At 37.2% G+C, this 22235-nt stretch carries 22 protein-coding genes; 10 read left to right on the top strand and 12 right to left on the bottom strand.

Annotation, left to right across the window (positions count from 1 at the left end; all coding sequences use genetic code 11):
• Window positions 1-574 precede the first annotated feature (574 nt).
• The 3 genes from ltrA to ASE74_RS17860 all read left to right on the top strand — a co-directional run bounded on the left by ltrA (window position 575) and on the right by ASE74_RS17860 (window position 3161).
• Entirely contained in the window at window positions 575-1849 is a 1275-nt protein-coding gene (gene ltrA / locus ASE74_RS17870; protein WP_200912322.1) for a group II intron reverse transcriptase/maturase, read from the top strand.
• 531 nt (window positions 1850-2380) lie between these two features.
• Window positions 2381-2821, top strand: coding sequence for a PaaI family thioesterase (locus ASE74_RS17865; protein ID WP_055911954.1), 441 nt, complete (start codon window positions 2381-2383; stop codon window positions 2819-2821).
• Between the two features lie 100 nt (window positions 2822-2921).
• Window positions 2922-3161 carry a hypothetical protein gene (locus ASE74_RS17860; protein WP_055911951.1) on the top strand — a complete coding sequence of 80 codons (240 nt, stop codon included), beginning with the start codon at window positions 2922-2924 and terminating at the stop codon, window positions 3159-3161.
• Window positions 3162-3242: 81 nt separating this feature from the next.
• Here ASE74_RS17860 and ASE74_RS17855 read toward each other — a convergent pair whose 3' ends face one another.
• The 6 genes from ASE74_RS17855 to ASE74_RS17830 form a co-directional block, all read right to left on the bottom strand.
• A complete protein-coding gene (locus ASE74_RS17855; RefSeq protein ID WP_055911949.1) occupies window positions 3243-4523 on the bottom strand; it encodes a nucleoside recognition domain-containing protein in 1281 nt (426 codons plus the stop codon).
• Between the two features lie 276 nt (window positions 4524-4799).
• Window positions 4800-7658: a prolyl oligopeptidase family serine peptidase gene (locus tag ASE74_RS17850; RefSeq protein ID WP_055911947.1), complete on the bottom strand. Its 2859-nt coding sequence runs from the start codon at window positions 7656-7658 to the stop codon at window positions 4800-4802.
• Window positions 7659-7890: 232 nt separating this feature from the next.
• A complete protein-coding gene (gene yidC / locus ASE74_RS17845) occupies window positions 7891-9684 on the bottom strand; it encodes a membrane protein insertase YidC (protein ID WP_055911945.1) in 1794 nt (597 codons plus the stop codon).
• Between the two features lie 20 nt (window positions 9685-9704).
• Window positions 9705-11321, bottom strand: coding sequence for a CTP synthase (locus tag ASE74_RS17840; RefSeq protein ID WP_055911944.1), 1617 nt, complete (start codon window positions 11319-11321; stop codon window positions 9705-9707).
• Between the two features lie 404 nt (window positions 11322-11725).
• Entirely contained in the window at window positions 11726-12268 is a 543-nt protein-coding gene (locus tag ASE74_RS17835) for a hypothetical protein (protein ID WP_157255467.1), read from the bottom strand.
• A gap of 58 nt (window positions 12269-12326) precedes the next feature.
• The gene (locus ASE74_RS17830) at window positions 12327-12896 is read right to left on the bottom strand and encodes a hypothetical protein (RefSeq protein ID WP_055911940.1); all 570 of its coding nucleotides are present in this window, start codon (window positions 12894-12896) and stop codon (window positions 12327-12329) included.
• A 101-nt stretch (window positions 12897-12997) separates the two neighbouring features.
• Here ASE74_RS17830 and ASE74_RS17825 point away from each other — a divergent pair, with 101 nt between their 5' ends.
• Window positions 12998-13951, top strand: a complete 954-nt coding sequence (locus ASE74_RS17825) for a GNAT family N-acetyltransferase (RefSeq protein WP_055911938.1) — start codon at window positions 12998-13000, stop codon at window positions 13949-13951.
• Between the two features lie 45 nt (window positions 13952-13996).
• On the opposite strand, the gene kdsB is transcribed toward ASE74_RS17825, so the two are convergent.
• The 4 genes from kdsB to trpS all read right to left on the bottom strand — a co-directional run bounded on the left by kdsB (window position 13997) and on the right by trpS (window position 16754).
• On the bottom strand, window positions 13997-14785 hold the full coding sequence (gene kdsB / locus ASE74_RS17820; RefSeq protein WP_055911936.1) for a 3-deoxy-manno-octulosonate cytidylyltransferase: 789 nt from the start codon (window positions 14783-14785) through the stop codon (window positions 13997-13999).
• The gene (locus ASE74_RS17815) at window positions 14782-14985 is read right to left on the bottom strand and encodes a DUF5808 domain-containing protein (RefSeq protein WP_055911934.1); all 204 of its coding nucleotides are present in this window, start codon (window positions 14983-14985) and stop codon (window positions 14782-14784) included. Before ASE74_RS17815 ends, kdsB begins: the two co-directional genes overlap by 4 nt.
• Window positions 14986-15048: 63 nt before the next feature.
• Window positions 15049-15663 carry a deoxynucleoside kinase gene (locus ASE74_RS17810; RefSeq protein WP_025144984.1) on the bottom strand — a complete coding sequence of 205 codons (615 nt, stop codon included), beginning with the start codon at window positions 15661-15663 and terminating at the stop codon, window positions 15049-15051.
• Window positions 15664-15755: 92 nt separating this feature from the next.
• A complete protein-coding gene (gene trpS / locus ASE74_RS17805) occupies window positions 15756-16754 on the bottom strand; it encodes a tryptophan--tRNA ligase (RefSeq protein ID WP_055911932.1) in 999 nt (332 codons plus the stop codon).
• A 258-nt stretch (window positions 16755-17012) separates the two neighbouring features.
• Here trpS and ASE74_RS17800 point away from each other — a divergent pair, with 258 nt between their 5' ends.
• From ASE74_RS17800 to ASE74_RS24795, 6 genes are all read left to right on the top strand, one after another.
• A complete protein-coding gene (locus ASE74_RS17800; RefSeq protein ID WP_055911929.1) occupies window positions 17013-17738 on the top strand; it encodes a 1-acyl-sn-glycerol-3-phosphate acyltransferase in 726 nt (241 codons plus the stop codon).
• 2 nt (window positions 17739-17740) lie between these two features.
• Window positions 17741-18031, top strand: a complete 291-nt coding sequence (gatC, locus tag ASE74_RS17795; RefSeq protein ID WP_055911927.1) for an Asp-tRNA(Asn)/Glu-tRNA(Gln) amidotransferase subunit GatC — start codon at window positions 17741-17743, stop codon at window positions 18029-18031.
• Between the two features lie 115 nt (window positions 18032-18146).
• Window positions 18147-18905 carry an ABC transporter ATP-binding protein gene (locus ASE74_RS17790; protein ID WP_055911925.1) on the top strand — a complete coding sequence of 253 codons (759 nt, stop codon included), beginning with the start codon at window positions 18147-18149 and terminating at the stop codon, window positions 18903-18905.
• Between the two features lie 82 nt (window positions 18906-18987).
• A complete protein-coding gene (locus ASE74_RS17785) occupies window positions 18988-19536 on the top strand; it encodes a cob(I)yrinic acid a,c-diamide adenosyltransferase (RefSeq protein ID WP_055911923.1) in 549 nt (182 codons plus the stop codon).
• An 85-nt stretch (window positions 19537-19621) separates the two neighbouring features.
• Window positions 19622-19843 (top strand): DUF2795 domain-containing protein, encoded by a 222-nt coding sequence (locus ASE74_RS17780; RefSeq protein WP_010603503.1) that lies wholly within the window; start codon window positions 19622-19624, stop codon window positions 19841-19843.
• Window positions 19844-20028: 185 nt separating this feature from the next.
• Entirely contained in the window at window positions 20029-20187 is a 159-nt protein-coding gene (locus ASE74_RS24795) for a lmo0937 family membrane protein (RefSeq protein WP_157255466.1), read from the top strand.
• A 96-nt stretch (window positions 20188-20283) separates the two neighbouring features.
• Here the strand turns inward: ASE74_RS24795 and ASE74_RS17775 are convergent, their stop codons facing one another.
• Complete coding sequence (locus ASE74_RS17775) at window positions 20284-20949, bottom strand: 2-C-methyl-D-erythritol 4-phosphate cytidylyltransferase (RefSeq protein WP_055911920.1); 666 nt, start codon at window positions 20947-20949, stop codon at window positions 20284-20286.
• Between the two features lie 58 nt (window positions 20950-21007).
• Window positions 21008-22057, bottom strand: a complete 1050-nt coding sequence (gene queA / locus ASE74_RS17770; protein WP_055912031.1) for a tRNA preQ1(34) S-adenosylmethionine ribosyltransferase-isomerase QueA — start codon at window positions 22055-22057, stop codon at window positions 21008-21010.
• Between the last annotated feature and the right edge of the window lie 178 nt (window positions 22058-22235).

Raw genomic sequence — 22235 nt, 5'->3', positions numbered from 1 at the left:
GTGCGCCGGGCATGGCAATCGACTATAGGGTTCAAGTCCCGAACACGCTTAGCAGTAGGAAGTGTTAGCTCGAGACAAGGGTGTCGTGGGTGACTGCGAATCTGAAGGAAGTCCGCGGCAAATATGGGGGCTTACGAACAGAAACTGTATACGAGGCGGATTTAGTCCGGGTGATGTTGCGAAACAAACAGAAGCCCAATACTGCACGGGGACTATTACGCAGATACAGAGGCCACATCCATAGGAAGTAGATTGTCTTACCCCGGGAGATCTGAATGAGTTCTGTCAATTGTAAGCGCGATTACAGGAGAAGAAACATTTGGCAGAGATGTTAAATGCCTCAATCAGAAGTCAGCAGCGGTCGTAGTACTGCATTTTTCGGATGCAGAAAGGACCAAATGTTAGGATGGCAAAGGAAACAGGAAGTTTATGGCAGAGCGTTTACAGCGGAACCACATTAGAGAACTGCTTATATGAGGGTAGGACGGAATCCGAGAGTAAATTATAAGAGGAGCTGAGCCGAGCCGTGCAACCAATGTACACAATGCCTGGGAAGGAGTTTTTTTTTAGTATTATGCTTGAAGAAATATTAGACATCCGAAATGTACAAAGAGCCTTTAGGCAGGTTACTGCCAATAAGGGTGCTGGTGGTATTGATGGTATGCAGACCGATGAACTTCGCGACTACCTGAATGCTAACTGGCAGGCATTACGGAGTGATATTTTATCAGGCCATTACCGACCGAACGCTGTAAGAAAGGTAGAGATWCCCAAAGGCAGTGGTGGTAAGAGGATGCTTGGCATCCCAACGGTCATTGACCGGTTGATCCAGCAGGCCATCTCTCAATGGCTGAGCCCCAAGTACGAGGGCGACTTTTCCTCTGATAGTTATGGTTTCCGGCCAGATCGCAATGCCCATCAGGCAGTGTTAAAGGCTCAGGAATATCTTAACACAGGTTACACCTGGATTGTGGAACTTGACCTGGACAAATTTTTTGACCGGGTAAACCATGATAAACTTATGCATCTGCTGTCAGTAAAGATAAAGGATAAGCGGACATTGAAGCTTATYCGTCTTTATTTGAGTGTGGGGATCATGGAGAATGGATTGGTCAGCCCAAGAAAAGAAGGAACGCCACAAGGCAGTCCATTAAGTCCGTTACTATCAAATGTTATCCTTCACGAACTCGATGTTAAGCTCGAAGAGCGTGGGCACAGGTTCGTGCGATATGCTGATGATTGCAGTATCTATCTAAGAAGCAGGAAATCAGGACACCGGGTAATGAGAAGTATTTCAGTATATCTGGAAGACTGCCTGAAACTGAAGGTTAACAGGGAGAAAAGTAAGGTTAGCAGGCCAAGCCAAAGTAGTCTGCYCGGGTTTTCATTCTATGGTAGCAAAGAGGGATGGAAGATGCGAATTTCATCCAAATCTCTAAGAGCGATCAAGGAGAAAATCCGGGAGCAAACTAAACGTAGCCAACCAGTTCCATTCCAAGAAAGAATATTAACGCTTAAGGAAATCATTCATGGTTGGGTTAATTATTTCTCTATTGCAGAAGCAAAGAGTCATATGACCAGACTGGACGAGTTGATGAGGACCAGACTGCGGATTGTTCTTTGGAAGCAATGGAAGAGTATAACGGGTAGAGCGCGGAATTTAATGAAGATGGGGTTGGTAAAATCAAGGGCCTATCAATTGGCCAATACCCGTAAGGGGTACTGTAGGACTGCAAACAGCCCGATATTACTTACAACCCTTGACAAGAAGTTCTTTTTGAGGCATGGACTTGATGGATTTACCAATTATTACTATTGGAAAACGACACACCAAACGAAGTTATTCTAACAAACCGCCGTATACCGAACGGTACGTACGGTGGTGTGAGGAGACAGCAGGGAAACTAATTCCCTGCTTCTTACTCGATCACACCAAACGAAGTTATTCTAACAAACCGCCGTATACCGAACGGTACGTACGGTGGTGTGAGGAGACAGCAGGGAAACTAATTCCCTGCTTCTTACTCGATTGTTAATTAAAGCCCATTTGATACATGCCCTTTAAACTCCTAACCACCAACCATGAACCATGAACTATAACCATCAACAATTAACCATCAACTATTAACCTCCCAACCATGAACCATCAAACCATCAAACCATGAACTATTAACCTCCCAACCATGAACCATCAAACTATCAACTATCAACTATCAACCATCAACAATGAACTATTAACCATCAACTATCAACCATTAACCATCAACTATGAACCATCAACCATGAACTATTAACTCCCAACTCCAAACCCCCAACTCCACCCCCCCCCAATTCCCAACTGTTTTCCCTATTTTTACCCCCTCAATACATCCCAAATCATATGGAAGAATCTTTAAGCGATAAGCGACTCAAAATTTTAAGGCAATCAATTGGTAAAGTAATTTCCGATTCGCCATCTAATTTTATGAACTGGCTTGCGCCGGTTTTAATTAAAGCGGAAAATGGAATTTTAATTTGCCAGTATACCATCCGTAAAGAAATGACTAATCCTTATCAGATTTTGCACGGTGGCGTAACCGCAGGTATTATTGATGATTTAATCGGGGCAACGGTATTTACGATGGGATTAAATGAGCGTTATACTACTGTAAGTAACTATATTGATTATTTTGCACCTGCAAATGAAGGAGATGAGGTAATAGCCGAAACCTCAATTATAAAGCGAGGACGCACCATTCTAAACCTGCAATGTGAGCTATATTTGCCCTCGAAAAAACGTTTAATTGCCAAAGGTTATTCCAACATGTTAAACATAGGTTAAGCCATTAAGCGGCATTTAAGAATTAATTATTAATTTGTTAAAATTAACCAAACATTCTCGTTTATATTTTGTTGTAATTTAACCAAAAATATAATGAGCCATGTTAGAAAATTATTCAACCTTGCAATTTATTGTCAGAGGCAAAATTTTTAAGGGATTTTGCATGCGTATTCAAGATGATTTTCATGAAACTTATGCCGTTGTTTTAGATGGATATCATTCCTTTTGTATCTGGTTAGATAACAAAAGTGAAAAATGGTGTGCCTCTAAAAATGTGGCAATCGATCCGGATGCGATCGACGAAATTATTCACCGAATTTCAATTCCACAGGTTTCGTAAAATTAAAATCACATTTAACCTAATGCTCATAAAAAAATCCCTGTTTGGTGTTATATCAGACAGGGATTTTTCGTTAGTAAATTATTTTAATCCCGGCCAAAACAAATAGGCCATTGTAATTGCAGTAATTACGCCTACCAAATCGGCCAATAACATCGAACCAATTGCATAACGGGTATTTTTTATACTAACTGATCCAAAATATACGGCTACTACATAAAAAGTAGTATCAGAAGCCCCCTGAAAAACTCCCGAAAGTCTGCTGGCGAATGAATCAGGTCCGTTAGAGATCATGGTACTTACCATCATGCCTCTTGCTGCCCCACCGCTTAACGGTCTGATTAATGCTGTAGGAAGGGCATCAACAAAGCGGGTATCAGCGCCGAATAAAACAAAAGCCTGTTTAATTCCGTTCATAATTACATCGAAAGTTCCGCTCGTTCTTAGCATACAAACGGCTACCAGTATGCCCACAAGGTAGGGGATAATTTTTATTGCTGTTTCAAAGCCACCTTTGGCACCTTCTATAAATGAATCGAAAACGTCAATTTTCTTATAGAGTGCACCCAATACAATGAGTAGAAAAATCAGCAGGATAATACCGCCACTTAATAAGCCAGAAAATGATTTTATGCTTTCTGCATTCAATTTACTTACATACCATACCAGCGCACCAATTACAGCCGAGATTCCCAAAACCCAGGTAATGATTGCAGGTTGAAAAATATTTATTTTCTGTTTAAATGAAACAATGAGCATAGCAGCCATGGTACCCATAAAGGTTACAATCATGCAAGGAATAAATATATCAGTAGGATCAGAAGCATTTTGTGTAGATCTGATCGCGATAACACTCACCGGTATTAAGCTTAATCCAGCCGCATGCAAACACAAGAACATAATTTGTGCATTACTGGCAGTATCTTTATTTGGGTTCAATTCCTGAAGGCTTTCCATTGCTTTAATTCCGAATGGCGTTGCTGCATTATCTAAACCCAATAAATTGGCAGAAAAATTCATAATCATGTGTCCCATTGATGGGTGACCTTTTGGTATATCAGGAAACAGTTTGGAGAAGAAAGGAGCAATGATTTTAGATAATAAACGGATTCCTCCTGCTTTTTCGGCAATGCTCATAAAACCCATAAATAAAGCCAAAGTACCCACCAATTCGATGCAAAGTTTAACGGCTATAGAGCAGGTTTCTATAATGCCATCCAATTTTAATGGATTTGCCGGATCAGACGATTTACCGATCACCATCCAGTTAAAAATATCGCTTTGCCCGAGAAAAAAGCATTTAATACAGGCTACAACGATAGCTACAATAATAAATGCCGACCAAATTCTGCTTAATGCCATTAGGAATGTTTAATGTTTTGCTTTGAAGGGGTTAAAATACTTTTTTTAAGCGAAAGATCATAGAAAAGAGTTTGGAGTTGAGAGGTTGGGGTTATGAGTCATTACCCATAGCCATAATATTAAAGAGGGATAACTGCTTTTTAATATTAATACTGAAAAAATCCATAATAAAAAGTTAGGCTATCTATTATGGATTTAAATATTTTATCTATCTGCGATGAACTGTTGCTTCTGCACCATGGCTTCCAAACTCCCAACTCAACACTCCAGACTCATTTAAGGTTTATCATCCGTTAATTCAAAACCCCAGGTTTTCCCTTTTTCAGTAGCAGGAACCCCGCTTGTCATCCATGCAGGAGCTTTTGTACCTTTTAAGTAATAATCGAAAAATTGTTGTTCGCGGATCTGGATATCCTTACGGTTCTGGCGTTGCACTAAATTGTGCGCTTCACCATTGTAATTAAGCATCCAAACTGGTTTACCCAATCGGCGCAAGCCTGTAAACATTTCAATTCCCTGATACCAAGGCACAGCTCCATCTGCATCGTTGGCCATTACCACCACTGGTGTATTCACCTTCGGGAACATGAATAACGGAGAGTTCTCGATGTATAATTCTGGTTTTTCCCATAGGGTTGCACCGATACGGCTTTGTGTTTTTTCGTATTGAAACTGACGGTTCATCCCGGTTTCCCAACGGATACCACCATAAGCAGAAGTCATGTTGGCTACAGGCGCACCCGCCCATGCTGCTGCGTACATGTTATTTTGGGTAATTAGGTAAGCAACCTGATAGCCGCCCCAGCTTTGACCCTGGATGCCGATTTTACTGCCATCTACCCAACTGTTTTTCTTTAAACTTTCTACACCCGAATTGATAAACTCTACAGCAGATTTACCCGGATGACCAGTTTCATAACTGATGTCAGGTGCAAAAACCAGGTATCCGTTACTCACAAAATAAGAAATATTTAAACGCGATGGAGTAGGAGCAGGTGCTTGATAGGTATATAAACCATCAGTAAGTTTTTCGTAGAAATAAGCAATCATTGGGTATTTCTTATTGGGATCGAAATTTTCAGGCTTATACAATATACCTTCTGCTTTATAACCTTTTGGAGTGGTCCATTTAACCAGTTCGGCAGTACCCCAATTGTAGTTTTTTTGCTGAGGATTGGTATTGCTTAATTTGGTTTCAGTTTTAAAATCAGTCGTAACGTAAACATTTGGCGATTCTACATAATTAGCTTTATCGTAAATATAAACGTCTGCATCTTCAGCTTTTACCAGGTTCGAATATTTAAATTTACCCATTATTACCAATTCTGGTGCTTTAACAGAACCTACGTTTGTGCGGTAAAAACCATTTTCTTTAGTTGCATTATTAAAACCATCCAACCAAACCAATTCGTTTGCTTTAACAAATTTACTGTCGGCATTTCTTTCAAATCTATTATCCTGCGTTACCCTTTCATAGCGGAAAGTAAGGTTGTTTGCCCTTCCAAATCCGGCAGTAATGTTTTTTGGAGCCGATTTTCCATCAGGTGAGAACGACCAGATATCATATTTATCATAAATTAAAACAGCTTTATCGCCTTCCGTCCAGGTAGCTAAACCATATGCTGATGGTAAATCTGGCACATCATTTTCTTCATCAACAAATTTTTCACTTAAACCAGCGGTTAAAACGGTAACCTTTCCAGTGGCTACATTATAGGTACTCCAGCTGCCTGCTTTTCTATCAAAGTATAAAATGTAATTGCCTGCCGGAGAAGCCAATGCGTAACCATTCAGGTTTTCGATAATTTTCTTTTTTTGTCCGTTTTTAGTGTCAACCAGATAATAATCTTTTGAAGTTGATCCGCTCCATTGTGATTCGATTCTGTGGCCATAATCAGTAGAAGCAAGCACCATTGCTGCATCGCCTTCTGCAATTGGGTTGGCATCGGGCAATTGTAAATCTGTTAGTGGAATTACTTTAGGATCACTACTGTACACATCAATTACTGATAAATAGCTTTTCTTACTATCTCTATCTGCATTTTTAAGCTGCATCGGCTGTAAGTAATCATCCTTATAATTCCAAACATCAACTTTTGCCACTTCAAAATCTACAATAGTGGTATCTTTTGGCTTTTTAACCGGAGAAATGCCAAAAAACAGTTTTTTTCCATCTTTACTAAAAGTTATTTTTCCATCACCATTAACCGACCATTTTGCTGGCAAACCTGGCATATCAAAATCAACCAATATTTGTGCAGTATCAAGCGTTAAAGAGTTGTAATAAATATTATAATCTTTTATTTCCTGCTTCTCCGGACTTTGTTCGCCCACAAAAGCTACATGCTCACTATCATCATCGAATGTGAAATTTTTAAAACTTCCTTTGCCTTTAATTAAGGTTTTAAGTGTGCCTTTCTCTGTATTTAATAAAAATACACCTTGTGGAGCAGTTTTATCTTTTTTTGATCCGCTGCAAGAAAAAACAAGTTGTTTACCATCTTTACTAAAATAATAATCGGTAACAAATTTGTAGGTTTTATCTGTACCCGTTAAAAGATTTTTTACTACTAAATCTGTTCCTTCATCCGTTTTTGCTTTAGAAGCAGGGTCATCATCGGCAAAATCATTCTCTCCATCTTTTTTATCGGCAGGTTTTACTGTTTTCTTTGCTGTATCTGGCTTTTCAGTTAAATAAGCCAATACACCAGCACCTTCTTCCGGAAATTTAAATGATTTTACCCTTGGTACTTTGGTTATTGCATTTGTAGTAAGGTTAGCAATACCCAATGAGTCTTTAGGTGATTCCTCGGGCTTTTTCTTTTTAATTTTAGCCTGACGTAAATCTTTATTTAACGGCCGGATATTGAAAGCCGCAAATTTAGAATCGTTGCTAAATTGCGAGTTCATTCCCCTTGCAATGGTAAGCTTTGCATTGGTTTTAATATTGGTTAGGTATAGCTGTGCATCGCCTTCTTGCTGTAAGATGCTGTACATTGCCCAAGTACCGTTATTTGATAATTGCTTTGTACCTACTGATTCCCAAGTATCATAAACGGTATGATCTAAAGGTTTTTTTTGTGCGTAGGCAAAGCTGACAACGAAAAACAGAATAATAGTTAGTCTCTTTTGCATTTTAAAAGTTAATTAATTTGTTGGTTGAGATTTAATCTTCTAAAATTGGAATTTTTTAGCTTATTAAGAAACTTGTATGCCAAATATTACAATTAAAAGCATTTAGTTTAAGAATTAGCGGTATCAGCATTGACGTTTAACGGCTAATGCATGTGCTGATCGCTCTCCCTTAAAACAAAAACCCCCGATCACTTTTAAAGTAATCGGGGGTATGGTATCAATATATGCTAAATTATTTTTTAGCTTGTTGCTGCTGACGCATATAATCATCTAAACGCTGTTGAAATTTAGATTTTTTCTTTTTCTCATCAGCTGGTCTGGCTTTATTCTGTTGAATTAAAGCATGGATTTTATCATCATCTACCATCTTACGGATTAAGAACTGCTGTCCGAAAGTCATTAAGTTGGCTAAGAAATAATAATAGTTTAATCCGGCAGGGTAGCTGTTTAATACACCTAAGAAAATAACTGGCATAATGTAACCAATATATTTCATCTGGCCTGTTGCACCAGAAACCTGGTTATTAAAGTAAGTCATAATCAATGTAGAGATGGTCATCAATACACACATTAAACTTAAGTGATCGCCAATGAAAGGAATTTTCACACCAAATTTGATAAACTCATCATAAGTTGATAAATCTTTCATCCACAAGAAACTCTCACCACGCAACTCAAACAAGTTAGGGAAGAAGAAAAAGAAAGCCATTACCAGCGGCAATTGTAATACCATTGGCAAACATCCACCGAGTGGGTTTACACCAGCCTTTTTGTAGAGTTTTAAATATTCCTGCTGAACCAATGTTGGATTATCTTCACCTACTTTAGCCTTAATTTCATCCATTTCTGGTTTTAAAACCCTCATTTTAGCCATTGATAGGTATGACTTGTAGGTAAGTGGCGATAATGCAAGTTTTAGTAAAATGGTTAATACCAAAATAATCAAACCATAATTCCAGCCAAAACTGTTTAAGAAATTAAATACAGGCAATACAATAAAACGGTTAATGTATTTTAACGGCCAGTAACCCATATCAACCTGTTGCTCTAAATCGTAACCCTGTGCTTTTAAAGCTGAGAATTTGTTTGTGCCGAAATAGAATTCCATTTCGTAAACCTGGTTTGCTGTATGTGCATATGGCAATTGCATATTGGCATCATAAAACTTCACTTCACCTGGAGTGGTTGGGATTTTAACTTCTAAAGTTCCTTTGTCGAAAGCTTGTTTTGAGATTAATGAAGCTGAGAAAAAGTGTTGTTTAAAAGAGAACCATTGAATTTTACCTTTCGATAACTCTTCTTTTTCATCTTTAGACACACTTAAATGGTTTACATCACCATCCAAGTATTTATAGTAAGGTGCAGAGTAACGGTGCTCACTTTCAATCGATTTTTCTTGCTGTAACAACGTAGTTTGCCAGTTAAGGCCGATGTTGTTACCCGCAATTACCTGCTGTAAACCAACAAGGTTAATATTAAAACCAACTTTATTGCTTAATGCTTTTAAGTCGTAAACATATTCTACGTAAGCATTGGCACCGTAATTGGCACGCATGGTAACTGTATTACCGGCTTTTGTTGGTGTAAAGTATAAATCGTTTGTGTTGATTACTTTACCGGATGCGTTAATACTTAAACCAAATTTATTATCGTTTCCTTCAAATAATATAAGCGGTTTTCCGGTAAAGGTTTTCTGACCTTTTACTTCAACAGAGGTGATTTTACCACCTTTATTACTTAATTTAATTAATAAATTTTCATTTTCTAAAACAGTATTGGCTTCAGTGCCTGTTATTGCGGTACCAAAAGGGCCTTTCAAGGCTAAAGAATCTACAACCGGATTTGCAATCGCAGCGGTTTTGCCTGTATCTTTTTGTACTGGCTTAATACCAGCTTTTTTCAAAGAATCCAGATGCTCCGTTTCTTGGGCTTTTTTTAATTCAGCCGCGTTCGGCTTCAAAAAGTAGAATGATCCTGCCAAAATGATCATAATCAGGAACAGTCCTGTAAAGGTATTTCTATCCATTATTTATGTATGTACTGCTTTTAATTCGTTTTCTTTTTCGCAAACTCCATCGCAGCGGCGACAAATTTAACAAAAAGTGGGTGAGGATTAGCAACTGTTGATTTTAATTCTGGGTGAAACTGTCCGCCAACGAAAAATGGATGATTTTTTAGCTCAACAATTTCTACCAGATTGGTTTGCGGGTTCATGCCCGATGCAATCATTCCAGCCTCTTCGTATTGCTTTAAATAATCGTTATTAAATTCGTAACGGTGACGGTGACGCTCATTGATATGCGATTTTCCATAAATAGAAAATGCTTTTGTACCTTTTTTAATATCACAAGGATATGAGCCTAAACGCATCGTTCCACCTTTATTTGTTATTTTTTTCTGCTCTTCCATCATATTGATAACCGGATTTGCAGCATTTTCTTCTATCTCAGTAGTATGGGCATCTTTTAAGCCTAAAACATTTCGGCCAAATTCAATAACTGCACATTGCATGCCCAAGCAAATTCCGAAGAAAGGAATATTGTTCTCGCGCACATATTTAATTGCGTCGATTTTACCTTCAATACCACGACTACCAAAACCAGGTGCCACTAATACCCCTTGCAAATGGTTTAATTTCTCTTTAACATTATCAGGGAAAATGCCTTCAGAGTGAATATATTCTACCCTTACTTTACATTCATTTTTCGAACCTGCGTGTACAAAAGATTCGATAATTGATTTATAAGCATCTGGTAATTCTACATATTTACCAATCAAGCCAATTTTAACTTCAGCTGTTGGGTTTTTTAAACGGCCAAGGAAATCTTTCCAGCTTTCCATATCCGGATCGTTTTTGGTAGGCAGTTTTAATTTCGATAAAACAGTTTTGTCTAATTGCTCTTTTAACATCAACAATGGCACATCATAAATAGTAGATGCATCCATCGATTCGACTACCGCATTGATGTTAACGTTACAAAATAAAGCGATTTTTTTTCTGATTTCGGGACTAATGTGGTGCTCGGTTCTGCAAACCAATATATCAGGTTGAATGCCATACTCCAATAATGCTTTAACAGAGTGTTGTGTCGGCTTGGTTTTTAATTCGCCTGCCGCTGCCAAATAGGGCACTAAAGTAAGGTGAATTACAATGGCATTTGTACTGCCTTCTTCCCATTTAAACTGACGCACAGCTTCAATAAATGGTAGAGATTCGATATCACCAACAGTTCCGCCAAGCTCAGTAATTACAATATCATATTCACCGCTATCGCCCAAAATACGCATGTTGCGTTTAATTTCATCGGTAATGTGTGGCACAACCTGAACGGTTTTACCTAAATATTCGCCTTTACGCTCTTTGTTAATTACGTTTTGATAAATACGGCCGGTGGTAATGTTGTTTGCCTGTGAAGTTGGAACGTTAAGGAAACGCTCATAATGACCTAGATCCAAGTCGGTTTCTGCACCATCTTCGGTAACAAAGCATTCGCCATGTTCGTATGGATTTAAAGTTCCTGGATCGATATTAATGTACGGATCGAATTTTTGAATGGTTACACGGTAGCCACGTGCCTGTAAAAGTTTAGCTAAAGATGCGGAAATGATGCCCTTACCTAAAGAGGAAGTTACACCGCCCGTAACAAAAATATACTTTGTCATGATTGATAATTTGTGGAATTAACCAGGCTTTTTATAGCCCTGTTAATTGTTTTTGTACGGGATACAAAGGTACGAAAAATTATCGCTCGATTAGATAGTTGCAAGAATATTTTTTAAGGTGAAGATTGCGCTGATATTGAATGTTTTAAGTTATTGCCGAATTAAAATACCCAGGTAAAAAGTTCTTTTTTAATCTATTCGATCTTTCTGAGATTCTTTTTATCCTCATAACGCGTGTAGAGATCGAACATTTTTTAAAATCTTTTTCATCATCAGTTTTTTGCCTTAAAGTATTTGCTTTACATAGAAATTTTAAAAATCCCTGAAACGTTGATAGTGGAAATTTCTAATTATTGACAATCAAATCATTCTATCTTTGATTATCTAATATACTGATAACCAAGTTAACAGCAGTTGTAATAAATCTTCACTTTCTGTTCTTTCTCACTCCAGGCAATGTAAATGTTATTTTCTTTACCTAAACGATATTTAAAACCATTCAGTCCCGATTTTTTTAATTCTTCGTAAAGTGCTTTATCAGGGGTATACTTGTCTGCCTTATCTTCAGGCATTACCGCAGGTTCAAGAAAATTATCATCACTAAAAAAATCATCAGCAATTGTTTTTAAAAAAATAACCTGGTCTTTTTCTTTTGATAAATCTACATTAGGGTCGGTACTGCCCAATAATTCAGTGCCTTTTATTTTGGTATTGTAAATTTCTTTTCCATCAAAATTTTTGATGCTGAAGGTCAATACCATCTCCTCAGGCTTCCGGCCGGTAAGTTCTATTTTAAAAGTATCCAATCGCTTTAAATCAGAAAATGATTTGGCAATGCGCTGGTTCACATTCTTAAATTCAATGGTATTGGTTACTTTTTTACCGTTAGATTTACAGCCAACAAGTGCTAAAAAGCACATCAAAACGAAGAGCGGTATATTTCTCATATTCAAAACTACAAATTTTATGTTTTAGTTCTGATTTGAATTTATAATCTTCGCCAATTTAGAACGAATAGCCAATAGATAACCATAATTGTAAATCAAAATAACCAGCAGGCAATTTAGCTTTTAAATTGTTGCGAACATTATAGTAATTGCCATAACCCACGCCAGTAAGCCCCTCTATAAGAAAATGGTTTTTTGGTATAAATGATACCCCGAAAGTTCCGCCATAACGCAAAGAGCTGGCTGTGAAATCCCTGTCGCGGCCTATACTGAAAATACCAGTTTCATCATAAGAGCGGTGCGAGATTAATGTTTTATTAAGGTTTCCAAAATAAACACCATAAAATGCATTGGCTTCGCGCTTTCTGATAGGTACAATATACTTTTTAGCCCGAAACAAAAAACCATCGTAATGGTAATAATCACGATAACTAATGTTTTTAAATTCGCCAAAAGTGTAAGCGATTTCCAACCCATAGAGATTGGAAAAAGTTTTTTCTATTGAAATACCAGGTCTTTTAGCCACCAAATTTAAAAGGTTTGTTTTAACAATTAATCCGGCAGGTTCTTGTGCAGAAGCGGCATATCCGAATAAAAGTAAGGTTTTTAAGAGCGTTTTCTTGTTCATAGATCATCTAAAATACTAAATATTATTCCTTGCAATTAATTTTATTGAATGTTCTAAATAAGTTTTTATATTTGCGTAACTGATTACGTAATTAATATTGTATGAACTTTTTTGAACAGGCAGGCAAGGTAGCTATTGGCAGTAGGTTAAGAATGTTAACCGATAAGGTAACAGAAGATGGTGCACAGATTTACAAACTTTACAATATAGATATGCAACCAAAATGGTTTCCTGTTTTTTATGCTTTAACAAAAGATAAGGAGAAAACCATAACCGAACTCGCTAAAGAAATCGGTCATTCGCATCCATCAGTAAGTAAAATTATTAGTGAAATGCTTAAAAAGGGTTATGTTAAAGAAAGTAAAGACAAAACCGATGGACGCAGAAATGTTGTGAGTCTTTCTAAAAAAGGATTGGAGATTTCAGAAAAGATAAAAGATCAGTTAATTGATGTTAATGCAGCTGTAGAAGAAATTTCTGCTCAGGCCCAAAATAATCTGTGGGAAGCAATAGCAGAGTGGGAATTTTTATTGGAACAGAAAACATTGCTCAGGAGGGTTATTGAGAAAAAGAAGCAGCGCGACAGTTTAAAAGTTGAGATTGTAAATTATGAGCCTAAATACCAGGAAATATTCAGATTGCTAAATGTAGAATGGATTTCGCAGTATTTTGCCATGGAAGAATCTGATTATAAAGCTTTGGATAATCCGCAAGGCTATATTTTAGATAAAGGAGGTTTTATAATGGTTGCACTATACAACGGTGAACCGCTTGGTGTTTGTGCAATGATTAAGATGAATGATGAAGAATATGATTTCGAACTGGCTAAAATGGCGGTATCACCAAAAGCACAAGGCAAAAATGTAGGATTCTTACTGGCTAATGCCATTATCCAAAAAGCGAAGTCATTAGGAGCTTCTAAAATTTATTTAGAGAGCAACACCATTTTAAAACCTGCAATTAACCTTTATCATAAACTGGGCTTCCAAAAAGTAGCAGGTAAGCCTACGCCTTACACAAGGTGTAATATCCAGATGGAACTGGTAATCAAGTAGCTTAGGGGATAGTGGTTAGGGTTGGTGTTTGCTTAAAAAAACCAATTATTCCAATTTCAGTGCCTTAAGTAATTTATTAAGCTTCAATAAATCCTCTGGTGTATCAATTGCAACCGTTTCTAAATCAGTCACTTTAGTTTGGATATAGAACCCGTTTTCAATCCAGCGCAATTGCTCTAAGCTTTCAGCAATCTCTAAAGAGGATGGAGGAAGTTTCGTAATGGCCTTTAATGATTCGGTACGGTAACCATAAATACCGATATGCTTGTAAAACTGATGCTTTTCTGCCCACACACCCGGTTCTCCATTTCTGATAAAAGGGATCGGGCTACGGCTAAAGTACATTGCACGGCCATTAACATCAATCACTACTTTCGGACTGTTAGGATTATACACACTTTCCTGGCTTTGGATAGATTTAATTAAAGTAGCAAGCTGAACTTTTTCTTCCGCAAAGCAACTCGCCAGCAATTCAATCTGCGCAGGTTCGATAAAAGGTTCGTCCCCCTGGATATTAATCACAATATCAAAACCTGGCAGCTGCTCAATTACTTCAGCACACCGATCGGTACCACTTTGATGATGGGAAGAGGTAAAAATGAATTCGCCGCCAAACCTTTTCACTTCATCCGAAATCCGCTCATCATCAGTGGCAATAACCACTTTTGATAAACTTTCAGCTTTAGTTGCTTGCTCATATACCCGTTGAATCATGCTTTTTCCGGCAATATCAACCAAAGGTTTTCCAGGAAAACGGGTAGAGGCATATCTCGCCGGGATAATGCCGATAATTTTAGGATCTTTTACAAATGAACCTGATTTTTCATCGATCATATGTTATTTCGATAAAATTGATAAAAAACAAAGAGGAAAATTACAGCGATAATGATGTAAGCTATTGGATGCGCGAAATTGAATGTCCAGCCGAGTAATTTAACACGTTTAGGAACAATTAATCTGGAATCTTTTCTGTTGAAATAAAAAGTACCCCACTTCCAGTTTTCAGGATTTTCGTGTTCGAAATCTTTTTTCATATTGATCACATTAAATTTTCAAACCATTTATCGCTGTTCCAACATTCTTTATTAAGCTCGAAGCTAAAATAAACCGTTAATCTCAGCCTCTATGGATTGGATTACAGTACCCAGATCTTCCGGATTATTCGTGAAATCCAATTTGTCTTTATCTAAAATTAATAATTTACCGAGGTTATATCCCTTTATCCATGCTTCGTATTTTTCGTTCAGCTTAGAAAGGTAATCTATACGGATACCCGCTTCATACTCCCGGCCACGGCGCTGAATGTTGTTTACCAGGGTAGGTACTGATGCGCGCAGGTAAACCAATAAATCAGGCGGTTTAATAAAAGAAGTAATGTTGTCAAAAATCGCACGGTAATTGTCGTGGTCGCGGGTGGTCATCAAAGCCATATCGTGCAGGTTTTCTGCAAAAATATGTGCATCCTCATAAATGGTCCTGTCTTGGATCACATTACGTTTATTTACCTCAATGTCTGTAATTTGCTGAAAACGGCTATTCAGGAAATAAATCTGAAGATTAAAGCTCCAGCGTTTCATGTCGCTGTAAAAATCTTCCAGATATGGGTTATTGTCCACAGCTTCGTATAAAGCTTCCCATCCATAATTTTTAGCCAATAAACCTGTTAAAGTGGTTTTACCGGCACCTATATTTCCTACAATTGCTATGTGCATTTCCTTTAGCTATGAGATTTTGAGATGTGTGATGTGAGATGAGAAATGTATTGTCTCAATCTAATGTCCACTTCTCAAATCTATTAAAATAATTAAAAACTTTTAAACCCGATTAAACTGCGAACTTCCCTGATGGTTTTCTGTGCACTTTCCCGGGCTTTTAATGCACCGTGTTTAGCAACTTGCCTTAAATACGAATCATCTTTGGCAATGTCCTGAATACGCTCGCGCATTGGCGTTGTAGCAATAATCATATCTTCTGCCAGTTGCTTTTTAAAATCGCCATAACGGATCTGCATTTTGCTGTACAAATCTTCAAAATGGGCATGGGTATCAGCACTCGAAACCACTTTCATTAAATCAAAAAGGTTTTGAATAGGTTCAGGTTTTACCTGGTTTTCCTCTGTCGGACCGCCATCGCTCACAGCTCTCATTACTTTTTTACGGATTGTTTCAGGATCATCCGAAAGGTAAACGGCATTTGCTTCGCCTTCTGATTTACCCATTTTACCTTTACCATCTAAACCAGGTACTTTAACCAGCTTGTCGCTATAGCTAAATGCGTATGGCTCAGGAAAATATTCGGTATTGTATAATCTGTTGAAACGGTTTCCGAAAGTACGGGCCATTTCCAAATGCTGCTCCTGGTCTTTCCCTACAGGTACTTTTGTAGCCTTATGGATCAAAATATCAGCAGCCATTAATACCGGGTAGGTGAGTAAACCAGCATTAACGTTATCAGGGTTTGCACGAACTTTATCTTTAAAAGAAGTACTGCGCTCAAGCTCGCCCATATAGGCATTCATATTTAAATATAAGTAAAGCTCAGCAATTTCAGGAACATCACTTTGTATATATATGGTGCTGTTTTCTGGATCTATTCCACTTGCCAAATATTCAACCAAAACGTGTTTAATGTTTCCGTGCAAGTCGGCAGGGGTAGGGTGTGTAGTTAATGAGTGTAAATCGGCAATAAAAAAGTAGCAATTGTAATCGTTCTGCATTTGAACGAAGTTTTTAACCGCACCATAATAATTACCCAAATGTAATTTTCCTGTTGAGCGGATGCCGCTCACCACTGTTTCTTTCATAATGGCACGAAATTAAAAATAAAATACAAGCAAATCATAAATCGTACTAATTTTAATGGGAAGATTTTTTTAAACACCGGTATGACCTACGGTTTATGTTATAGTCGTCATCTCGACCGTAGCGGAGAGATCTTTGAACAATGACCGGTTAGCGTTCCGTCAACTATTTTTTCCTGGTGTTGATGTAATACAACCACAACTTTGCCGAATGCAATCAGTAGTTTGAAATATGAAACTATTTTATATTTTTGGTTATCTATGATTCACTTTCTGAGGCAAGTACACCGGGTTTGGTTTTTATTCTGGATACTCTTTTTTTTCGCTCTGTTTTATCCTCTATACTACATTACATCACGTAATGAGAAATATTATGGTATCCTCAATTTTTGCAGAAAAGCCAATAGCTTTCTGTGTAGTTTTTTTTCAGGTGTATTTTTCCGGTATCAATATGAAGAGCCTCTAAATACAAAACAAACTTATATCTATTGTGCCAATCATACTTCCAACTTGGATATCATGATTTTCTGTATCATGGGGCATGGCAAATTTCATTTTATGGGGAAAGATGAGTTGCTGAATAATCCTGTTTTAGGCGTTTTTTTTAGAACCATTGATATTTCCGTAAACCGTGATAGCAAAATTTCTGCCTTTAGAGCTTTTAAAAAAGCAGGCGAAAATTTAGAAAAGGGCATGAGCCTTGTCATTTTTCCGGAAGGTAAAATAGACGATCATTATCCTCCAAAACTAGGCGAATTTAAAAATGGCCCGTTCCGCCTGGCCATTGATAAAAATATTCCGCTTGTACCCGTTAGTATCACCGATGTTTGGAAAATTAACTGGGATGATGGTGCAAAGTATGGAAGTAAGCCCGGAATTTGCGATATTTACGTCCACAAACCAATTAATACCTCAACCTTGACTGATATTGATTCTGATGTATTAAAAGAAAAGGTTTTTAAATTGATTGACAGTAAATTAGTATAAATATGAATTTAGACGCAAAAACCATCCATAAAATAGCCGACCTGGCCCGAATTCATATTGATGATAAAGAAGTGGATACTTTAATTCCTGAAATGAATAAAATTTTATCTTTCATGGAAAAATTAAATGAGTTAGACACTTCAAATGTTAAGCCTTTGGTATATATGAACGAATCGGTAAATGTTTGGCGTGAGGACGTGGTTAAACAAGAAATTTCTACTGCCGATGGTTTAAAAAATGCCGCAAAACATACCGAACAATTTTTTATGGTGCCAAAAATTATTGAAAAATAATGCTATAATCGTTATGTTGAATTTACTTCAGCATCTTTTAAGATTAACATTTATGCTTAATTTTAATCCCTCTTGTAACATCTAGCCCTTAACGCTTGTCTAAAAAAGAAAAAACATGGAGAAACCACTCATTACTATAAAAGAAATCGGCCGTAAATATGTTATAGGATCTGAAGTGATTCATGCTTTAAAATCAGTTTCGTTAGATATCAATAAAGGTGAATTTGTAGCATTGATGGGGCCATCCGGTTCAGGAAAATCAACCTTAATGAATATTTTAGGTTGTTTGGATACACCTTCAAGCGGAACGTATATATTAAATGGAACAAATGTAAGCCACATGAGCGATGATGCTTTGGCTGAAGTGCGCAACCAGGAAATTGGTTTCGTTTTCCAAACGTTTAATTTATTACCACGCTCCACATCTTTAGATAATGTTGCCTTACCACTAATTTATGCCGGAACCAGCAAAAAAGACCGGGATGCAAGGGCTGCCAAAGCCCTGGAAAATGTTGGTTTGGGTAACCGTATGGATCACAAACCAAACGAATTATCAGGTGGGCAGCGGCAGCGTGTAGCTGTAGCAAGAGCTTTAATCAATAACCCCTCCATTATACTTGCCGATGAGCCAACAGGTAACCTTGATACCAAAACATCAGTAGAAATTATGGGTTTGCTTGAAGAAATCCACAGTAAGGGCAACACCATTATTTTAGTAACACACGAGGAAGATATAGCCCAGCATGCACACCGAATTGTACGTATGCGTGATGGATTGATTGAAAACGATTACTTAAATACCGACATTAAAAATGTATCTCCACGCTTGCAGGCATTGAAAGACAATGGCAGCGACTGGGAAAAAATTAATTAGCACTAAGGTGTAAGGCTGAAGGTGTAAGGTTTAAAGCTTTTTAAACCTCAATACCTTAAACCTTCTTTTTAAACCTTTCTAAATGAAAATCTACACAAAAACAGGCGATAAAGGCCAAACCTCACTTATTGGCGGTACGCGTGTGCCTAAGTACCATTTGCGTATCGAAGCTTATGGAACTGTAGATGAATTAAATTCGTATATAGGTTTAATCATGTGCCAGGATATTGAATTGCATGATCAGCAGTTGTTAAAAGAAATTCAAGACAGGCTTTTTACAGTAGGTGCATCACTTGCTGCGGATCCCGAAAAGTCGAAAATGAAAATTCCTGATCTTCATGATCATGATATTACCCTGCTTGAAAATGAGATGGATCTCATAAATGAAACCTTACCAGATTTAAAGCATTTCGTTTTGCCTGGCGGAAATACTGTCGTTTCATACTGCCATATTGCAAGATGTGTTTGTAGAAGGGCAGAACGACTGACAGTTGAGCTTGCAGAAAATAGCTTTGTAGATGAGCATGTAACAGTTTACCTGAACCGCTTAAGCGATTATTTATTCGTTTTGGCACGAAAACTGACCATGTATTATAAGACAGAAGAAAACATTTGGATTCCGCGTGTTTAATAGTGGAAAAATAAGTTTGTTTTGCTCAAAAATTTTAATATACTTTGCGCAATAATAAGAACAAGAATTTAATTGAATTGACGATATGTATTGGACATTAGAATTAGCATCGCACTTGGAAGACGCACCATGGCCTGCAACTAAAGACGAATTAATTGATTATGGTATCCGTTCTGGTGCCCCAGTAGAAGTAATTGAAAACTTACAGGCATTAGAAGATGATGGCGAACCTTATGAAACAATTGAGGAAATCTGGCCTGATTATCCAACTAAAGAAGATTTCTTCTTTAATGAGGATGAATACTAAAATTAAAAATGATAAGAAACCTTTCAGCTCAACTGGAAGGTTTTTTTTATGTGCTGTAATTTCATAACGCTCATTCACAGTGCATTTATAACAATAACTTATAAAATCTTTACATTTTTTAAACAAAACCTAAAACATGTGTGTTAATAGATCATTAATATAACATTGCTAAAAAAATTAACACTATGGGAAATTTATTGTATTTAGTCGCAGTAGTATTGGTAATACTATGGGTAATAGGATTTGTGTTTCACGGCTTCGGCGAAGTAGGCGGAATCATCCACGTTTTATTGGTAATCGCAGTAATTGCAATTCTGCTTAAAGTTATCGGCAGGGCAGCATAAGATAGATATATCGCGCCGTCATCCATTTTTAGCGATATAGTTTAAAATGGATGTATTATTAAAGGAGTTTCATAACGAAACTCCTTTTTTATGTTTTTATTTTTTCAACAGCAACTCTGCAAGTTCAAGGTCTATGGGATAGGTAATTTTAATATTACCCCTTTCTCCTTCAATAATGTTGATCTCCTGTCCGATTGAGTCTACCACGCTGGCATCATCGGTAAAACGACTATCGAAATCCTGATTATAAGCTTCTTTAAGGATGTTAAGACTAAAAGTTTGAGGTGTTTGTACCAGGTAAATTTCATCGCGCTTTAAAGCTGATGTTTTATCGTTTCTAAGCATGCGAACACTATCACTCGATTGAACAGCTGCAATTACATTTCCTTGTGTTTGTGCCGCACTAAAACAGCTATCAATTAATGATTTTGAAACCAGTGGACGAACGGCATCATGTATGGCTACATAACTTTCCTCTTCGATGGCATGAATGGCATTTTTTACCGAATGAAAACGTTCTGTTCCGCCGTCGATAAGCTGATGTGGAACATAAAAATTAAATTCTTCGCATAATCTGCCCCAATATCCCTGCTGATCTTTATTTAAAACCAATAAAATTTTAGGTTGAGTATCGCTTTGCGCAAAAGCTTTTATGGTGTGCATTAAAACCGGAAGGTTTTTTAGCAGTAGAAATTGTTTTGGGGTTTCCGTTTGCATCCGATTTCCAGAACCGCCTGCTACAATTATAGCGTAGTATTTCATGTTTGAGCGTTTAGGGTATGGCGTTTAGCACTAAACTGCTAAACGCCAACCGCGAAACTTATATAATCAGCATGGCATCGCCATAGCTATAAAATTTATACTTTTCTTTTACTGCAACTTCGTAAGCATTCATTACATTTTCGTAACCACCAAATGCACTAACCATCATCAATAAAGTAGATTCTGGAGTGTGGAAATTGGTAATCATTGAATTTGCAATACTGAAATCGTATGGAGGGAAGATAAACTTACTTGTCCAGTCGTTAGCTGCTTTTAATGTTCTGTTTGCAGAAACTGCAGATTCGATAGCACGCATTGAAGTAGTACCCACTGCGCAGATTTTTCTTTTTTCTTCTAAAGCTTTGTTTACAATACCAGCATCTTTCGGCTCGATGATAAATTGCTCAGAATCCATTTTGTGCTTGGTTAAGTCTTCCACCTCAACCGTTCTGAATGTGCCTAAACCAACATGTAATGTTACTTCAGCAAACTCAATACCTTTAAGTTCAAGGCGTTTCATTAATTCGCGACTAAAGTGCAAACCTGCAGTTGGAGCAGCAACTGCACCTTCATGTTTTGCGAAAATGGTTTGGTAACGTTCTTTATCTTCAGCAGTAGCTTTACGTTTAATGTATTTAGGAAGTGGTGTTTCGCCTAAAATCTCAACGTTTTTTCTAAACTCTTCGTCGGTACCTTCAAATAAGAAACGGATGGTACGGCCGCGTGATGTAGTGTTATCCACAACTTCAGCAACCAATAAATCGTCGTCACCAAAATATAATTTATTTCCTACGCGGATTTTACGTGCCGGATCTACTAAAACATCCCATAAACGTAATTCCTTGTTTAATTCGCGTAATAAAAAAACTTCGATTGTGGCACCAGTTTTCTCTTTATTGCCATATAAACGGGCAGGGAAAACTTTGGTGTTATTTAATATCATTACGTCCTTGTCATCAAAATAACCTAAAACGTCTTTGAAAATTTTATGCTCAATTTTACCGCTGTCTTTGTGTAAAACCATTAGGCGAGCTTCGTCGCGTTGTTCTGCCGGATTGTTGGCAACTAATGATTCTGGTAAGTTGAATTTGAATTGTGATAATTTCATTCTTGATGAATTTTTTGAGGTGCAAAAATACGAATTTAATTTTTCTTTTCCGTATTTTATCAAACGCATTTTAGGTATATTATGTTTTACCTCATTTTAAATCAAATAATACCTTGTTTAAATGCTTTTATAGCTGTAAAATTAATTAGTTTTGATGATCGTGTAACCTTTTTAATGG

The sequence above is a fragment of the Pedobacter sp. Leaf216 genome (assembly GCF_001421515.1).
In the GTDB taxonomy this organism is placed as follows: Bacteria; Bacteroidota; Bacteroidia; order Sphingobacteriales; family Sphingobacteriaceae; genus Pedobacter.
The sequence above is the reverse complement of the archived record's forward strand: the minus strand, read 5'-3'. Positions and strand labels throughout refer to the sequence as shown.

Bases quoted from the DNA above. Each gene is read 5' to 3' on its own strand.
- ASE74_RS17865 (WP_055911954.1), top strand. From the start codon at position 2,381: ATGGAAGAATCTTTAAGCGATAAGCGACTCAAAATTTTAAGGCAATCA.
- ASE74_RS17860 (WP_055911951.1), top strand. From the start codon at position 2,922: ATGTTAGAAAATTATTCAACCTTGCAATTTATTGTCAGAGGCAAAATT.
- ASE74_RS17855 (WP_055911949.1), bottom strand. From the start codon at position 4,523: ATGGCATTAAGCAGAATTTGGTCGGCATTTATTATTGTAGCTATCGTT.
- ASE74_RS17850 (WP_055911947.1), bottom strand. From the start codon at position 7,658: ATGCAAAAGAGACTAACTATTATTCTGTTTTTCGTTGTCAGCTTTGCC.
- yidC (WP_055911945.1), bottom strand. From the start codon at position 9,684: ATGGATAGAAATACCTTTACAGGACTGTTCCTGATTATGATCATTTTG.
- ASE74_RS17840 (WP_055911944.1), bottom strand. From the start codon at position 11,321: ATGACAAAGTATATTTTTGTTACGGGCGGTGTAACTTCCTCTTTAGGT.
- ASE74_RS17835 (WP_157255467.1), bottom strand. From the start codon at position 12,268: ATGAGAAATATACCGCTCTTCGTTTTGATGTGCTTTTTAGCACTTGTT.
- ASE74_RS17830 (WP_055911940.1), bottom strand. From the start codon at position 12,896: ATGAACAAGAAAACGCTCTTAAAAACCTTACTTTTATTCGGATATGCC.
- ASE74_RS17825 (WP_055911938.1), top strand. From the start codon at position 12,998: ATGAACTTTTTTGAACAGGCAGGCAAGGTAGCTATTGGCAGTAGGTTA.
- kdsB (WP_055911936.1), bottom strand. From the start codon at position 14,785: ATGATCGATGAAAAATCAGGTTCATTTGTAAAAGATCCTAAAATTATC.
- ASE74_RS17815 (WP_055911934.1), bottom strand. From the start codon at position 14,985: ATGAAAAAAGATTTCGAACACGAAAATCCTGAAAACTGGAAGTGGGGT.
- ASE74_RS17810 (WP_025144984.1), bottom strand. From the start codon at position 15,663: ATGCACATAGCAATTGTAGGAAATATAGGTGCCGGTAAAACCACTTTA.
- trpS (WP_055911932.1), bottom strand. From the start codon at position 16,754: ATGAAAGAAACAGTGGTGAGCGGCATCCGCTCAACAGGAAAATTACAT.
- ASE74_RS17800 (WP_055911929.1), top strand. From the start codon at position 17,013: ATGATTCACTTTCTGAGGCAAGTACACCGGGTTTGGTTTTTATTCTGG.
- gatC (WP_055911927.1), top strand. From the start codon at position 17,741: ATGAATTTAGACGCAAAAACCATCCATAAAATAGCCGACCTGGCCCGA.
- ASE74_RS17790 (WP_055911925.1), top strand. From the start codon at position 18,147: ATGGAGAAACCACTCATTACTATAAAAGAAATCGGCCGTAAATATGTT.
- ASE74_RS17785 (WP_055911923.1), top strand. From the start codon at position 18,988: ATGAAAATCTACACAAAAACAGGCGATAAAGGCCAAACCTCACTTATT.
- ASE74_RS17780 (WP_010603503.1), top strand. From the start codon at position 19,622: ATGTATTGGACATTAGAATTAGCATCGCACTTGGAAGACGCACCATGG.
- ASE74_RS24795 (WP_157255466.1), top strand. From the start codon at position 20,029: ATGGGAAATTTATTGTATTTAGTCGCAGTAGTATTGGTAATACTATGG.
- ASE74_RS17775 (WP_055911920.1), bottom strand. From the start codon at position 20,949: ATGAAATACTACGCTATAATTGTAGCAGGCGGTTCTGGAAATCGGATG.
- queA (WP_055912031.1), bottom strand. From the start codon at position 22,057: ATGAAATTATCACAATTCAAATTCAACTTACCAGAATCATTAGTTGCC.